The sequence below is a fragment of the Micromonospora lupini str. Lupac 08 genome, from assembly GCF_000297395.2.
Classification (GTDB): domain Bacteria; phylum Actinomycetota; class Actinomycetes; order Mycobacteriales; family Micromonosporaceae; genus Micromonospora; species Micromonospora lupini.
This window is the reverse complement of record NZ_HF570108.1, coordinates 5,437,529-5,452,665: the sequence shown is the minus strand read 5'-3', so window position 1 is coordinate 5,452,665 and position 15,137 is coordinate 5,437,529. Positions and strand designations below refer to the sequence as shown.

Here is a 15,137-nt window from a genome sequence, read left to right as displayed (position 1 = left end):
CGGGCCGGGCCGGTCGCGGCGTCGCGTACCAGCGGTGAAGGTCTCCGGCGGAACCTACCCGCCGGACGTCAGGGCTGTCCCGTCGATCACGCCAACGGGGTCCCGCCGATGCTAACCAGCGGCGTTGCCCCCGGTAAGTTGCCACCCATGACCGACGTGACCTCCGACGCCGCCGCGACCCGGCTGCGTCGTTCCCCGCTGCACGAGCGGCACACCGCCGCCGGCGCCAAGTTCGCCCCCTTCGGGGGCTGGGAGATGCCGCTGGAGTACGCCGGCGGCGGGGTGCTCAAGGAGCACACCGCGGTGCGTACGGCGGTGGGGGTCTTCGACGTGTCGCACCTGGGCAAGGCCCGGGTGACCGGTCCCGGCGCGGCCGAGTTCGTCAACTCCTGCCTCAGCAACGACCTGCGCCGCATCGGGCCCGGCCGCGCGCAGTACACGCTGTGCTGCGACGCCACCGGCGGCGTGGTGGACGACATCATCGCCTACCTGTACGCCGACGACCACGTCTTCCTCATCCCGAACGCCGCGAACACCGCCGAGGTGGTGCGCCGGCTGCGCGCCGCCGCCCCGGAGCGGATCACCGTCACCGACGAGCACGAGGCGTACGCGGTGCTGGCCGTGCAGGGCCCCCGCTCTGGTGAGCTGCTCGCCGCCCTCGGCCTGCCCACCGAGCACGGCTACATGAGCTTCGACGCCGCCAGCCTCACCGCCGACCCCGCTGTCGACCCCGCGGCCGGCTTGGCTGTCGACCCCGCCGCCGGTGCCGCCGCCGGTGCCGCCGCCGGCCTCGCCGTCCGTTCCGCCGCCGTGGAGCTGACCGTCTGCCGGACCGGCTACACCGGTGAGCTGGGCTACGAGCTGGTCGTGCCGGCGGAGCACGCGGTGGCCGTGTGGGACGCGCTCTTCGCCGCGGGCGAGGCGTTCGAGCTGCGCGCCTGCGGGCTGGCCGCCCGGGACACGCTGCGCACCGAAATGGGCTACCCGCTGCACGGGCAGGACCTCTCCCTGGACATCACCCCGGTGCAGGCCCGGTCGGGCTGGGCGGTCGGGTGGGACAAGCCGGCCTTCTGGGGCCGCGACCCGCTGCTCGCCGAGAAGGCCGCCGGCCCCCGGCGTACGCTGCGCGGTCTGGTGGCCGTCGACCGGGCCATCCCGCGCCCCGGCATGACCCTGCACGTGGGCGACAAGCAGGTCGGCACGGTGACCAGCGGCACCTTCTCCCCGACCCGTAAGCAGGGCATCGCCCTGGCCCTGCTGGACACGGACGCCCAGTTGGCCGACGGCGACCAGGTCGAGATCGACATCCGAGGCCGCCGAGCCCCCCTGACCCTCACCAAACCTCCCTTCGTAACCCCCTCAACCCACTAACCCCCACCTCCCCCCGCCCCCTCCGCCCCCGGCTTTTCGGCGTTGATCATGAGGTTGGCGGGGCGCTGGGAGATCAAAGCCCCCGCTAACCCCATGATCAACCGGGGGTGGGGGGGTGGGGCTGGGGGTTGGGGGGGTGGGTGGGGTTTTAGGGGGTTGGGGTTGGGGGTTCGCCGGCGTCCAGGACCGCCTGGGTCCAGCCGCCCTCGATGACGCCTGTGGCGTTCAGGACGGCCCAGTCGACGACGTCGGTCGCCTCCACCACCACGGGGGCGCCGATCCGCACGCTGGGGTCGGTGTTGGCGTCGCTGGCGCTGACGCCGACGATCCGCTCCGGGGTCTCCCACGCGGTGACGCCCGCCCAGACGTACTCCGGGCCGTCGTCGCCCGGCAGGCCGTACTTGACCACCAGCTGCGACTCCACCGGTAGCTGGCCGGCGACGAAACGCGCCCGCGCGTCGTCCAGGGCGGCACGGGCGGTGGCGACCGCACGGCTCATCGCGTCGCCGGAGCGGGCGTAGCGCACGTCCGGCTGGATGCCGGAGAACAGCGTCGCGCAGGCGGCGGCGTAGTAGCGCCCGTCCGGACCGGGGTGCCCGGCCGGCGGACGCAGGCTCAGGAACGAGTCGGCGTCCGGGTCGGTCGCCGGATCCAGCTCCAGGCGCAGCAGCACCGGGGCCGTCGCGCCGTGCTGCTCCGGGTTGCCGTACGCCACCGCGATGTCGTGCCCGGTCACCGTGGCCAGCACCGGCAGCTGCACGAACGCCGGCACCTCCTCGCCGGTGAGCCCGTCGGTCCAGTCCCGCAGCAGCCGCCGCGCCGCCCCGGTCATCACGGCACCCCAGGCGCGGGTCAGATGGTCGGGCACCCCCTGGGTCTGCAACTCCAGCAGACCGAAGCGCCGCAGCCCCTTCGTGGTGAACCACAGCCCCTCGGTGTCCGAGGAGTACGGCACCAGCACCCAGTCGACCAGCCGGATCCGGCCCTGCTCGTCGGGGAGCGAGCGCAGCGCGGTCGCCGGGTCGAGGAACTGGAGGCCGAAGACGTCCACCACGTCGCCGTCGACGGACTCGGCCACCGCCGCCGCCACCGCCCGGGCCGCCCACTCGTGCGCCGGCGGCCAGCCGGGCCGGTACTCCGCCTGCACCACCACCAGGTGTGTCGCCGCGGCCAGCCGGGCCAACTGCGCCTCGGTGGCGCCGAACGCGGTGAGCAGATCCGGCGGCAGCGCGGGGAACTCGGCGATCGGCCGGGTGTCCACGCTCATCAGCGGGCTGTCCAGCATCTGCCGGGCGAGCCCGTGCACCGGCTCGGCCAGCCGGCCGGTCAGCGCCGCCACCGCCGTCTTCGCGCTGACCTTCGGCAGCCCCGCCATCGGCACCAGGTAGGTCGCGCTGAGCGACTCCGGCACCGGTACGGGCAGGAAGTCGTCAGTGATGAGCATGTGGGTTCCCCCGGTGGCCGTGCCGGTGCTGTCGAGCCGAACGCTACCCGGCCCGCCGTGCCGGGTTCAGGCGGACAGCACCACACCCAGGTAGACCAGCGTGGTGACCAGTTCGACTGTCGCGCCGAGCACGTCGCCGGTGATCCCGCCGAGCCGGCGTACCACGTGGGTCAGCAGCGGCACCGCGACGGCGAGCGCGGCGACGACGGCGAGCGGCCCCTGCCACGGGCGGCCCGGCACCGCGGGCACCGCCAGCAGCGCGACGGCGACCGCGCCGACGGTCACGGCCACCGGGCCGACCGTGCCGGCCACCATAGCTCCCAGCCCGTCCGGCCGGGCGGCGGGCACGCCCCGCCGGCACGCCACCGTGACGCCCAGCCGTCCGGCGGCGGTGGCCGCGACCACGGCCGCGAGGGCGGCGGGCCAGGACCGGCCGGCCAGCTCGGCGAGCGCCGCCGCCTGCACCAGGAGTACGACGAACAGGGCGACGACACCGAACGGCCCGACGTCCGGCTTCTTCATGATTTCCAGGGCGGCAGCGCCCCGCCGGTACGACCCGAGCGCGTCCACCGTGTCGGCAAGCCCGTCCAGGTGCAGCCCTCGGGTCAGCAGGGCGGCCGCGCCCACTGTCACGCCGGCGGCGACAAGCGGGGGAGCGAGCGTGCCGGTGAGCAGCAGGACGCCGCCCAGCAGCACGCCGAGCAGCGCGCCGACGGCCGGGGCGAGCGCCATCGCGGTACCCGCCACCGGACGGTCGATCCGCCCGGCGCGTACCGGCAACGTGCTGAAGGTGGTGACGGCCAGCCGGACGCCCGCGACGAACCGCGACTCAGCCGGCACGCCAGCCCGACGCCGGCTGCTCGTCCGTCTCCGTGCGGGTGGGGCCCGGTCCGGCCGGCTCCGGCTCGGCGAAGTCCGGGTCGGTGTAGTCGGGCCCGGTGTAGGCCGGCTCGGCCTCGGCCTCGTCAGGTTCGGCGTACTCCGGGTCGGTCTGCGGCTCGTCGGCCCGGTCGGCGTCGGTGTCGGTGGCCAGCGACGGGTGGACCGGCAGCGCGGCGGCCAGCGCCAGCACCGAGCGCAGCAGCGGCAGCGCGACAAGCGCGTTGGCACCCTCGCCGAGGTCCAGCCGCAGGTCGAGCAGTGGCGTCAGGCCGAGCACGTCGGCCGCCAGCCGTACCGCGGGGTGCCCGCCGTGGTCGGCCAGCAGGCACCAGTGCCGGGCCTGCCCGGCGAGGTCACGGCTGACCATCCCGGCGGCCAGCCCGACCGGCCCGTCCAGCAGCACCGGCACCCGGCGGGCCGTCGCGCCCAGCAGCACGCCGGTGGCCACCGCCACATCGCCGCCGCCCAGCTCGGACAGCACGTCCTTCGCGCCGCGCGGCGAGCGGCGGGTGCGGTGCAGCGCGTCGCGCACCGCCGCGCAGCGAACCATCCAGGCCGCGTCGTCGATCTCACCGGAATCGGTGATCACCCGGCCGAGCACGGCCGGCGGTTCCGCGCCGGCCGTGGCCGCCAGCACCGCCGCCGCTGCCGCCTCGGTGCCGGCACCGCACGCCCCCAGGACCAGCAGTTGTACGCCCGCGTCGGCCGCCTGCTCGGCCAGCCGCCAGCCGTAGCGCAGCGCCGACTCGACCTGGTCGCCGGAGAGCGCCGGCTGGGCCTCCATCGGGGCGGAGACGGGGGTGTCCACCACCTGCAGGCTGGCGCCGCTCTCGGCAGCCAGCCGGGCCAGCGCGCCCCGCCCGGCGCGCGCCTGCGCGGCCCGACGCGCCGACTCGCCCGCGACGGTGCCGGCCGACGCGCCACCGGCGTGGTCGCCGTTGAGCAGCAGCACCCGCACCGAACCCCAGGCGACAGGCGTCGACGTGCCCTGGGTGGCGGCGGCGAAGCCGACCACCCGGTCCAGGACGCCGAGCCCGGCACCCGGTACGTCCAACGTGGCCAGCCGGTCGACAGCCTGCGGGCCGGCGTAGTCGTCGGGCATCGGCAGCTCCATGCCGGGCTGGATGACCAGCCCGGTGGCCACCATCGGCAGCGCCATGGTGGGTGCGGCCCAGGGGTTGCCCGGCTCCTGGTTCGGAGCGACCGGCGGGGTGTGGGTCAGTACGTCGGGGAGCTGCACCTCGGGCGTGGGCTCGGCGTCGACCAGGCTCGTGCCGGCCCTGCCCGCGCCGGCCCGGCTCGTGTCGGTCCGGCTCGCGTCCTGGGCGGCGGCCTGGCTCGCGGTCGGCGGCACGGACCTCGCCGACGCGCTCACGGTCGGGGCGGCGGCGAGGGCGGCGGTCGGCTTCAGCCAGGCCGGCTGACCGGCGACCACCAGCACCACTGCGTCGCAGGCGTCGGCGACCGCGCGGTTGGCCGCGCCGAGCGCGTCGGTGAACGCCCGGCCCAGCGGGGTGGTCGGCACCAGCGACAGCCCCACCTCGGGGCTGACCACCACGACCCGCGCCGAGCAGGTGCGGATCGCCTCGGCCAGCTCGGCGATCGTCGCCACGTCGTCGGCGGGCTGGTGGTCCGGGTCGAGCAGCACCGTCACCCAGCCGCCCAGGTCGTCCACGAGAAGCGTCTCGTTGGGCTCGGCGGATTCGAGCACGTCCGCCAGTCGGCGCGGCTCGTCGGCGGTCTCCTCGGTGGTCCAGCTGCCCGGTCGTCGGGCGCGGTGCGTCGCCAGCCGGGTCGCCCACTCGGTGTCCTCCGGGTCGCCCTCGGGCGCGGTGGCGATGTAACGGACCACCGGCGCGTCGGCGACCAGGGACTCGGCGAACTCGGACTTGCCGGACCGGATACCGCCGAGCACCAGGACCGTGTTCCACCCGTCAACGGACATGTCCGTACCTTAGTTCGCATCCTTCGGGGTTGGGCACGTCGCCCCAGCCCCGACGACGATCGAAAGTCCGATCCGCGTCCATTGCCGGCAAGCGTCCGGATCCCCGCACCGCTCCGGCCGGCATCGCCGGCACGGTCAGTCGCAGTGTTCGAACCCGCTGCCGTAGCTGACCCCGCCGGTGGCGCCGCCCCACTTCACGCACGCGCCGGCGGCGGAGGCCCGCACCGGCCCCGCGTAGTAGTCGAACGACCCGCTGTCGGTGCTGCGGGCCCGTCCCTGCACCTCCAGGTACGCCGACACCGCCGTCCTGACCCCGACCGCGGTGTCCTTGAGGGTGACCACGCAGTTGTTGCCGTTGCCCGCGTGGTAGAGCAGGTAGACGCGGCCCTGACGGCGGCCGCCACCGTCGGTGAGCGTCGCCGAGTCGATCACCTGGTAGCCGCTGCCGCACGCCTGCACCGCCGTGTACGGGTTGGACCGACCCGCCGGGCTGCCACTGGACGTCGGTCTGCCACTGGCCGCCCTGGTCGGCGTCGTCCCCGGTGCCGCGCTGCGGATGGCCGGGCTGCCGCTGGCGGGCGTACCCGATCGGTCGCCGCCGGTCGGTGTGGCGGTCCCGGTCCGGTCGGCGCTCGGCGTGCCACTGGCCCGGGGTCCCGGGGTGGTGTTGTCGGCGGTCGGGGCGCGACGCCGGCGCCCGACGTCGATTCACCCGCCAGCGCCGCCGGACCGGTCGTCCTGCCCGGCCCGGCGTCCGGTCGCAACGCCGCCACGGCCCCGCCGACCAGCGCGATCAGAATGATCGCGCCCACCCCGACCAGCAGCGGCCCACGTCGCCGCCGGGACGACGTCGGCAACGAATCCTCGCGGGTCGGCCCGGTCTCGGTCCGGATCGGGGCCAGCCCGGCCCGGAAGGCCGGTGGCAGGGTCGGGTCCGTGGCCCCGACCGGCTGCGGCGTCGGCGCGCGGGTCGGCACGGACGGTGTGGGGCTCGGAACGGGCGGGACCGGCGGCGCGACGGCCGGGGTGGCGCCCACCACGGGCGGGGCGGGTGCGGCCACCGCCCACGGAGGGCGGGCGGCGGGCGGGATGCTGGCCAGGGTCGCGTCGCGGGCATCAGCGGCGGCAGCGGCCAGCTCAGCGGCGCTGGCGTACCGGTCCGCCGGCCGCTTGGCCATCGCCCGCGCGATCACCGCCACCACTGCCGGCGGCGTATCCGGCGGCAGCGGGGCCGGCTCGTCCTGGGCATGCCGCAACGCCACCGCGAGCGGGTTGTCGCCGTCGAACGGTGGCTGCCCTGCCAGGCAGAAGTACGCCACCGCCCCGAGGGCGTAGACGTCCGTGGCGGCGGCGACCGGCTGGCCGGTGGCCTGCTCGGGAGACATGTACGCGGCGGTGCCGAGCACCATGTTCGCGGCGGTCAGCCCGGCCATGCTGCGGGACCGGGCGATACCGAAGTCGACGAGCACCACCCGACCGTCGGCCTTGACCAGCAGGTTGCCGGGCTTCACGTCCCGGTGCACGATGCCGGCGAGGTGGGCGGTGTGCAGGGCGTCGGCCGCCTGCGCCAGCACCGACATGGTGGTGGCCGCATCCAATCGACCCGCCGTGCGGACGCGGGCCGACAACGGCTCGCCCTCGACGTACTCCATCACCAGGTAGTCGACCCGGCTGCCGTCGGCGAGCGCCGCCTGCCCGACGTCGTGCACCGCGACCACGCCGGGGTGCCGCAACGCCGCGAGCATCCGCGCCTCGGCGCGGAAGCGGGCGGTGAACTCGGCGTCGGCGACAAGCGACGGCAGCAGCACCTTCACCGCCACCTCGCGCTCCAACAGCACGTCGGTGCCGCGCCAGACCGCGCCCATCCCGCCCGTCGCCACCCGATCGCCCAGCCGGTACCGGTCGTCGAGCAGCACTCCCCGAGTCAGCACCGAGCCACCGTACCGGCCCGCACCGACCTGGATTGATCAACCCGTGGGTTGCCGCGGGGGCGAGCGAGCGGCCGTTGCGCGCCGGGCCGACTACGCTGGCGGGGGTTCGTCCCACGGGGACTTCAGCGGCGAGGGGAGACGCGGCATGGCGTGGAGCTGGCGGTACGAGGGCACGGACGGTCAGACGGTCGAGGGCCCGGCGGAGTCGTTCGGCAGCCAGGCCGACGCCGAATCCTGGATCGGTCAGACCTGGCGTGAGCTCGCGGCGTCCGGCGTCACCTCGGTCGCACTCGTCGAGGACGACCGGGTGGATTACCGGATGAGCCTGCTGCCCACGGCCGAGTGATGGCGTACGACCGGCCGGGTGCCGACGGGCTGGTGCTCGGCGTGCCCAAGGCGGCGTTCCGGCCCAGCCCGGTCTTCCTCGGCCTGGTCGCGCTCTTCGCGGTCAGCGGGGTGCTGGCCTGGAACGGCTACGGCAGCGTCCGCTTCGACGTGTTCCTGTTCGTGGTCTCCGGCTGGCTGGTGTCGCTCTGCCTGCACGAGTACGCGCACGCGGTGGTGGCCTACCGGGCCGGTGACCGGAACATCGCCCATCGTGGTTACCTGACGCTCAACCCGTTCAAGTACACCCACCCGCTGTTGTCGATCGTGCTGCCGGTGGTGGTGGTGCTGCTCGGCGGCATCGGCCTGCCCGGCGGCGCGGTGTGGGTGGACCGGCACGCCATTCCGGGGCGGCTGCGGCACACCCTGGTCAGCCTCGCCGGCCCGGCGACAAACGTGCTGTTCACGTTGCTGCTCGTGGCGGCGGTGCGACTCGGCACGTCCTCGGACGGCCCGGTGGAGTTCTGGGCCGGGGTGGCGCTGCTCGCCTTCCTCCAGCTCACCGCCAGCGTGCTCAACCTGCTGCCGGTGCCCGGCCTGGACGGCGGCAACATGATCCAGCCGTGGCTCAATCCGCAGTGGCGCAAAATGTACGACCTGTTCGCCCCGTACGGCTTCCTGCTGCTCTTCGCGCTGCTGTGGAACCCGCGCATCGGCGGCTGGTTCTTCGACGCGGTCTTCGCCGTCGGTGACCTGCTGGGCCTGCCGTCGTGGCTGTACGCCGCAGGCCTGGACCTGATTCGCTTCTGGAAGAGCTGACCGGGCTGAGCTTTCCGGTCCGGTCGACGCGAGAACCCTCGCGCCGACCGGACCGGAGCCGCGTCAGGGACGCTCGGCGGGGGACTCGGTCTTCGCCGGGTCTCGCTCGGTGACCGGCTCGACGATCTCGTCGATGGCCTTGAGCAGCTCGGCGTCGAGCTTCACCCCGGCCGCCTTCACGTTGTCGTGCACCTGCTCGGGGCGGGACGCGCCGATGATCGCCGACGAGACGTTCGGGTTCTGCAGGACCCACGCCACGGCCAGCTGGGCCATGCTCAGCCCGGCCTGCTCGGCGAGCGGCTTGAGCTGCTGCACCCGGGTCAGGACGTCGTCGTTCATGAACCGGGAGATGAAGTTCGCGCCCGACTTCTCGTCGGTGGCGCGGGAACCGGCCGGCGGCGGCTGCCCCGGCAGGTACTTGCCGGAGAGCACGCCCTGGGCCATCGGCGACCAGACGATCTGGCCGATGCCCAGCTCCTCGCTGGCCGGTACGACCTCGGTCTCGATGACCCGCCACAGCATCGAGTACTGGGGTTGGTTGGAGACCAGCGGGACGTGCAGCTCACGGGCGAGCGGGTGGGCGGCCCGCAGCTGCTCGGCGGTCCACTCGGAGACGCCGATGTAGTGCGCCTTGCCGGAGTGCACGACGTCGGCGAACGCCTCCATCGTCTCCTCAAGCGGCGTGCTGTAGTCGTACCGGTGGGCCTGGTAGAGGTCCACGTAGTCGGTGCGCAGCCGGCGCAGAGAGCCGTTGATCGACTCCATGATGTGCTTGCGGGACAGGCCGCGGTCGTTGCGACCCGGCCCGGTGGGCCAGTAGACCTTGGTGAAGATCTCCAGGCCCTCGCGACGCTCGTTCTGCAGCGCCCGGCCGAGTACGTCCTCGGCCCGGGTGCCGGCGTACACGTCGGCGGTGTCGAAGGTGGTGATCCCCGCGTCGAGGGCGGCCCGGACGCAGGCGTTCGCCGCGTCCTCCTCGACCTGTGAACCGTGGGTGATCCAGTTGCCGTACGAGATCTCGCTGACCATCAGGCCGGAACGGCCCAGGTGTCGGAATTCCATGCCCCGACCCTAACTCCGGTGGATCACGATCGCCGAGCGGCGACTCAGAGCACCGGGTTGGCGTCGGTCAGCAGCCGGTCGATCTCCTCCAGCACCGTCGCGCGATCGGGGTGCACCGGGTCGATAAGCGGCTCACCCCGCCGGTCCAGCGCGCCCCACCGGCCGCCGCTGCCCACGAGGAACGCCACCGGGTGGATGACCACCATCGGGTACGACGGCGGCACCAGCACCGCACCGGTCCGGTCCACCACACCGCGCCGTCCGGCCACGTCGACGACCACGAGACCCTCGTCGGTGAAGCCGTCGACCGGCCCTCCCTCGGTCAGCTCGGTGACGAAGCCGTGGTACCGGGTCGGCACCACGATCCGGCCGGTCCGGTCGACCGCCCCCCACCCCTCGCGCTTCACCGCGGCCAGCCCCCGGCGGAACGGCCGCACGTCGGCGAAGTTGGGCGGAACCTGCACCGCGCCGGTCGGGTCGATCGCCGTCCACCCGCCGTCGGTGACCACCCAGGCCAGGCCGTCGCTGAACGGGCGCACCGCCCGGAACGAGGGCGGGATCACCGTCGTACCCAGCAGGTTGATCAGGGACCACCGGTCGGTGTCCGGCCGCCGGACCCAGGCCAGCCCGTCGTGGAAGGGCTGCGCCTCGGCGTACCGGGCGGGAATGACCTGGTCGCCGGCGTGGTCGGTGTAACCCCACAGCGGTCCGTCCCGGTCCGGCTGCGGGGGCCGGTCACGGTCGAGCACCTCGTCCCGACCCCGGGGGTACGCCCCGAAGCCATCCGCCGATGCCCGCGCCGTCACCGCGTCGAGGGCTACCCGGACCCGGTCCAGCAGTTCGGCGTCGCCGGCCCCGCGCAGGTCGAGCGCCCGCTCGAAGTGGTGACAGGCCTCCATCAGCCGGCCCTGGTCATAGCAGCACCGCCCGGCGTGCTCGTGCAGTGCGGCCCGCAGCCGGTCGGGCAGCTCGATCGAGTTGGCCTCGGCGAAGAGCTGGTCGGCCTCGGCGTAGTCGCCCCGCCAGCGCAGGACGTGAGCCAGCCGGGCCTGGGCCAGAGCGGTCCGACGCAGCTCGCCGGTGGCTTCGGCGTAGGTGAGGGCGAGCCGGCCGTCGGCCAACGCGTCGTCGAGGTCGCCGAGGATCCGCGAGGCTACCGCGCGCAGGCTGAGCAGCCGCGCACGGGCCCTGTTGTCCACGGCCGAGCCCAGCTTCTCGGTCAACCGCCGTCGGATGGCCCGCATGGCGTCCGGCTCCGTCAACTCCTCGCGCAGGGTCACCGGGTCCAGCCGCCAGCGGTACGCGGCCAGGACCTGTTCCGGGTCGCCCTGATCGGCAAGCGAGGGACGAGGCGTCTCCGGTGCCACGGCGGGCGGCGCCGACACCGGCGCGTCCTGGTCGGACGATCCGCTGCGGGGCGCGGGAATGCCGGCGAGCGGTACGGCGGAGACAGGCGCGGCGGGTGGCGGGGAGGCCGGTGGTGCGGAGACGGGTGCCTGCGCGGCCGGTGGCGGGGAGGCCGGTGGTGCGGAGACGGGCGCCTGCGCGGCCGGTGGCGTAGCGGCTGGCGGTGCGGAGACGGGTGCCGTCGAGGTGGGCCGCTCCGCCGCCGGCTCGGGCGGCGTGCGCGTCGCCTCGGTCGCCGGGCCGGACCCGGCCGGGTCGACATTCGCGTCCAGCCCGTCGGTTGACGGAAACGCGCTGCTCGTCGCGGGCGGTGCCGACGTCGGTCGGTCCGCCGGCCCAGCGTCGGCGAGGCCGTCGCGCGATGTGTCGGTGAAGGTGTCGGCGGTCGGCGCGCTTGTCGGGCCAGCGGGCTCGTGGACGTCGTCGGGTGCGCGTTCGCCGTGGTGCTCCGGCGTCTCGGCGTACGGCTCGTCGCCAGTTGGACGGTGGATGTCGGCGGGTGTCGGCTCGACGGTTGCCGCTGCGTCGTCAGCAGCATCATCGTCGAGCGGGTCGTTCGACCAGGCCGGTGGAGCACCGGAGACCGGGTGTGCCGGCGGTCCGGAGACCGGCTCCGGTTCGTCGCTCGGGGTCGGCTCGCTGGCGGGCTCCACGTGGGTGACGAGGTCGTCGGCCATGGGGAAACGCTCACCGTCGGCCACCTCCGACGGCGTGGTGGAGGCCGGCGGTGCCGACACGGGCCAGGCCGAGTCGGACGGTGCGGAGACCGGCGGTGCGGAGACGGGCCAGGCCGAATCGGGTGCGGAGACCGGCGGTGCGGAGACGGGCCAGGCCGAGTCGGGCGGTGCGGAGACCGGCGGTGCGGAGACGGGCCAGGCCGAATCGTGCGGCGCGGAGACCGGCGGTGCCGAGACGGGCCGAGCCGAGTCGGGCGGCGCCGAGACTGGTCGTGCCGAGTCGGGCGGGGCGGGCCGTGCGGCGGTCGGGTCGGCTGGCGGTGCGGACACCGGCCGGCTCGATGGCGGGGTGACCGGACCGGCGGGCGGTCCAGAGATCGGTGTCGCAGTGTCCTCGACGGCCACGTCGGGTCGCCGGTCGGTTGCGGCGTCGCCGACCAGCGCTTGGCCGGATGCCGACGACCGGTCGTGCTCGTCCCCGTCGTGTGGTGGCGAGCCGGCCGACCCGTCGCCCGGCTTCCAGTTGTCGGTCGTCTCGGCGACGGTGGGGGTCGCGGTTTCCTCGGTCGGCAGCTGGTCGGCTGGCGTCTCGTCCTGATCGGATTCGACCGGCTGGGCGGCGGGGCTGAACCAGGCTTCCGGCCCCCGGGCCAGCACCTCCGCCGGCTCCGGAGCGCTCGGCGCGGTCGTCTCCGAGGGTGCCGGCGGCACGTAGCGACGCGGCACGCCCGGGGCGATCGGAAGCGCCGGCGCGGCGTCCGTCGCCGGTGCCGAGGACGTCGGCGTCACCTGGGCGGCGGGCTGCTCCGGTCGCTGCCAGGCCGGCGGCGGCGCGACCGGCGGGCGGTCATCCGCGGTCGACGAGGGCCGCTGCGCGGGTGTGGGGTGCGTGGATTGGTCCTGCGGGGCAGGACGCACCGGCGGCGCCGGCTGGCGCTGGTCGGCCGCCGGCTTGTCGTCCCGCCGTCGGTCGGGCGAGCGGCTGCCGGCGTCCGGACCGGGATAGCGCGGTGGCGCGGTGGACCGGGCGTCGGCGGTGGAAGCCGCTTCGGAAGGTGTGCGGTGCTCGGGCCGCTGCGGCGGCTCCGGCCGCTCGTCGGAGGGCGGGGGATCCACCGGGGCGGGCAGGAACTCCAGCCGCAGCCGGGCGGCCGGTGGACCGGAGACGGGGACGTCCGCCGGGGAGACCGGTGCGGCCGACACCGGCCGGTCGCGCTCGGGACGAGCGGACGACGTGGACGGGCGCCACCCCTGGTCTGCCGGGGCGGGAGAAACGGGGGCCGCGGACACCGGCCGGTCGCGGACGGGCCCGGCGGGCGACACCTGTCGCTCCGGGGACACCTGTCGAACCGGTTCTGCCCGGCCGGTGCCCGCTGCGGCTGGGGAGACGGGTGCGGACGGGGCCGGGTTGGCCCGGCCGGTGCCCGGTGCGGCCGGAGAGATGGGTGTGTGAGGGACCTGGGTGGTCCGGCGGGTATCCGGTGCCGCCGGGGACACGGGTGTCGGCGGGACCGGGTTGGTCCGGCCGGTGTCCGGTGCGGCGGGGGAGACGGGTGTCGGTGGGGCCGGGGTTGCCCGGCCGGAGGTGGACGGTGCCGTCGCGGCGGGCCGTTCGTCGTACCGGGGCGGCTCCGCCGGCGGCCGTTCGGGTCGGGCGGCCGGCCGCGACGGGCCCCCCGGCTCGGCGTCGCGGTGCGGCTCGGGCCGGTAGCTCGGCTCGCGGGTGCGGTCCGGGTGCACCGGTCCGGGCGTCGGCCAGGGCAGGCCGCCACCCGACCGGGTGCCGGGCTGCGACCGGGTCTCGCGGTAACTCTCCTCGCGGTACGGCTGCTCCTCGCCGTACCGCTCCGGCCGGGTGTTCTCGCGCGGGCGACGGTCCGGGTACGTCTCGGTGCGGGCCGCCGCCTCGCGGGGTTGGTGGCGGTGCGGCTCGACATCGGGACGGCGGCGCTCGTCGTCGCGGCGGGGCTGCTCCGGCGCCTCCGGTTCGGGGCGTCGCCGCCGTCCGCCCTCGGACGTCGACGGCGGGCCGAAGGCCTCGTCCGGCCGGCGCTGCCGGTCGGTGGGCGCGCCGGGGCCAGCGTCCACCCGGGACCGACCGTCGGCGACGCCCCGCTCCGAGCGGCGGGCGTCGTCCGGTTGCCGTTCCATCCGGCGGGCGTCGTCGGGCAGCCGTTCCGCGCGGCGGGCGTCGTCCGGTTGCCGCTCAGCGCGGCGGGCGTCGTCGGGTAGGCGTTCCGCGCGGCGGGCATCGTCGGGTTGCCGTTCCATCCGGCGGGCGTCGTCGGGGTGGCCGTCGGCCCGGTAGCGGGAGCGACTGTCCACGGGTGCCCACTGGCCGGCCCCCTCGGCGGCCCAGCCGTCGGTCGGGCGGCCGTCGTGGCCCCGGGCCGGTCGGGTGCCGTACCCGTCGCCGGGGTGCCGATCGTGACTCGCGGCCGGCCGCTCCGACGTGCCGCGCCGACGCGGCGCCTCGTCCGGCTCGGGCACCCACCCGGAGTCGCTGCGCGGCGCGGGGGAGTAGGGACCGGGGGAGACGGGTGGCGCTGTCGGGTACGTCCGGTCCCGGTCGCCCGGCTCGTTGCGGGGCGAGCGGCCGTCGTACCGCTCGGAAGTGGGCTGCTCGCGGTGCCAGGCGGCCTCGCGGGCCGGTCCCCGGTCGTCGCCGGGGCGCCGGTCGGACCAGGCGGTCCGCCGGTCGGACTCGGGGGAACGGCGTTCCTCCCGCCGGGGCGGCTCGGGGAGCGGCCGGCGGTACGGCTCATGGTCGTAGTGCGGGGTCTCGGGTCGTCCGTGGTGCGCCGTGTCGACCGGGCGCTCGTCGCTGCGTGACCAGCCGTAGGCCGGTGACTCGCCCGGCTCGTCGTCCGTTCCCCACCGGCCGTTGGGGGCTGGCTCGGCCGGAGGTTCGTCGGCCCAGGAGCGGCCGAGGTAGGTGCCGTCCGGTCGGGTGGGCGCGAGCGGAGGCACCTCGGTACGACCGGCCACGCTCGCTCGTCCGCGCGGCGGCGGTGCGGGCTGGTGGGTGACGCCGATGTCGCCGGCGTAGCGCTGGCCGGGGAACTGGGGGTGCCACTCGGTGGTCGGCTCGACCACCCAGGACGGTTCGTTCGGGTCCCGCCACCGGTCGGTGTAGCGGCCGTTCATCCGTCGAGCCCGTCGCCACACCCGGCCGTGTGGCCGCTCCCCGTCGACGGTGAGGTGTCCGCGGTCGTGCCCCGGTGACCGATGGGCGTCCGGTCGCCGCCTGCCACGCCCCGGTGGCCGGCTCGCGT

At 75.4% G+C, this 15,137-nt stretch carries 10 protein-coding genes; 3 read left to right on the top strand and 7 right to left on the bottom strand.

Going from position 1 to position 15,137, the window contains the following annotated elements; genetic code table 11:
* The first annotated feature begins 147 nt into the window (after positions 1 to 147).
* Positions 148 to 1,371: a glycine cleavage system aminomethyltransferase GcvT gene (gcvT, locus tag MILUP08_RS25845; RefSeq protein ID WP_039906651.1), complete on the top strand. Its 1,224-nt coding sequence runs from the start codon at positions 148 to 150 to the stop codon at positions 1,369 to 1,371.
* Between the two features lie 148 nt (positions 1,372 to 1,519).
* Here gcvT and MILUP08_RS25840 read toward each other — a convergent pair whose 3' ends face one another.
* The 5 genes from MILUP08_RS25840 to MILUP08_RS25820 form a co-directional block, all read right to left on the bottom strand.
* Positions 1,520 to 2,815, bottom strand: coding sequence for a DUF2314 domain-containing protein (locus tag MILUP08_RS25840; RefSeq protein WP_007463238.1), 1,296 nt, complete (start codon positions 2,813 to 2,815; stop codon positions 1,520 to 1,522).
* Between the two features lie 66 nt (positions 2,816 to 2,881).
* The gene (locus MILUP08_RS25835) at positions 2,882 to 3,655 is read right to left on the bottom strand and encodes an adenosylcobinamide-GDP ribazoletransferase (RefSeq protein WP_007463236.1); all 774 of its coding nucleotides are present in this window, start codon (positions 3,653 to 3,655) and stop codon (positions 2,882 to 2,884) included.
* Positions 3,645 to 5,642, bottom strand: a complete 1,998-nt coding sequence (locus tag MILUP08_RS25830; RefSeq protein ID WP_007463234.1) for a bifunctional adenosylcobinamide kinase/adenosylcobinamide-phosphate guanylyltransferase — start codon at positions 5,640 to 5,642, stop codon at positions 3,645 to 3,647. The genes MILUP08_RS25835 and MILUP08_RS25830 overlap by 11 nt, the downstream gene beginning before the upstream one ends.
* Before the next feature lie 135 nt (positions 5,643 to 5,777).
* Complete coding sequence (locus MILUP08_RS25825) at positions 5,778 to 6,074, bottom strand: hypothetical protein (RefSeq protein WP_144057014.1); 297 nt, start codon at positions 6,072 to 6,074, stop codon at positions 5,778 to 5,780.
* Positions 6,071 to 7,573 carry a serine/threonine-protein kinase gene (locus tag MILUP08_RS25820; RefSeq protein ID WP_007463230.1) on the bottom strand — a complete coding sequence of 501 codons (1,503 nt, stop codon included), beginning with the start codon at positions 7,571 to 7,573 and terminating at the stop codon, positions 6,071 to 6,073. The genes MILUP08_RS25825 and MILUP08_RS25820 overlap by 4 nt, the downstream gene beginning before the upstream one ends.
* 145 nt (positions 7,574 to 7,718) lie before the next feature.
* Here MILUP08_RS25820 and MILUP08_RS25815 point away from each other — a divergent pair, with 145 nt between their 5' ends.
* Both MILUP08_RS25815 and MILUP08_RS25810 read left to right on the top strand, forming a co-directional pair.
* A complete protein-coding gene (locus tag MILUP08_RS25815; protein ID WP_007463228.1) occupies positions 7,719 to 7,919 on the top strand; it encodes a hypothetical protein in 201 nt (66 codons plus the stop codon).
* On the top strand, positions 7,919 to 8,716 hold the full coding sequence (locus MILUP08_RS25810) for a site-2 protease family protein (protein WP_007463226.1): 798 nt from the start codon (positions 7,919 to 7,921) through the stop codon (positions 8,714 to 8,716). Before MILUP08_RS25815 ends, MILUP08_RS25810 begins: the two co-directional genes overlap by 1 nt.
* A 63-nt stretch (positions 8,717 to 8,779) precedes the next feature.
* On the opposite strand, the gene MILUP08_RS25805 is transcribed toward MILUP08_RS25810, so the two are convergent.
* Both MILUP08_RS25805 and MILUP08_RS37210 read right to left on the bottom strand, forming a co-directional pair.
* Positions 8,780 to 9,778: an aldo/keto reductase family protein gene (locus MILUP08_RS25805; protein ID WP_007463224.1), complete on the bottom strand. Its 999-nt coding sequence runs from the start codon at positions 9,776 to 9,778 to the stop codon at positions 8,780 to 8,782.
* A gap of 44 nt (positions 9,779 to 9,822) precedes the next feature.
* Entirely contained in the window at positions 9,823 to 15,009 is a 5,187-nt protein-coding gene (locus MILUP08_RS37210) for a WG repeat-containing protein (protein ID WP_007463222.1), read from the bottom strand.
* Positions 15,010 to 15,137: the final 128 nt, after the last annotated feature.

Excerpts from the sequence above, each read along its gene's own strand:
- MILUP08_RS25840 (WP_007463238.1), bottom strand. The coding sequence starts at position 2,815 with ATGCTCATCACTGACGACTTCCTGCCCGTACCGGTGCCGGAGTCGCTC.
- gcvT (WP_039906651.1), top strand. The coding sequence starts at position 148 with ATGACCGACGTGACCTCCGACGCCGCCGCGACCCGGCTGCGTCGTTCC.
- MILUP08_RS25805 (WP_007463224.1), bottom strand. The coding sequence starts at position 9,778 with ATGGAATTCCGACACCTGGGCCGTTCCGGCCTGATGGTCAGCGAGATC.
- MILUP08_RS25830 (WP_007463234.1), bottom strand. The coding sequence starts at position 5,642 with ATGTCCGTTGACGGGTGGAACACGGTCCTGGTGCTCGGCGGTATCCGG.
- MILUP08_RS25810 (WP_007463226.1), top strand. The coding sequence starts at position 7,919 with ATGGCGTACGACCGGCCGGGTGCCGACGGGCTGGTGCTCGGCGTGCCC.
- MILUP08_RS37210 (WP_007463222.1), bottom strand. The coding sequence starts at position 15,009 with ATGAACGGCCGCTACACCGACCGGTGGCGGGACCCGAACGAACCGTCC.
- MILUP08_RS25815 (WP_007463228.1), top strand. The coding sequence starts at position 7,719 with ATGGCGTGGAGCTGGCGGTACGAGGGCACGGACGGTCAGACGGTCGAG.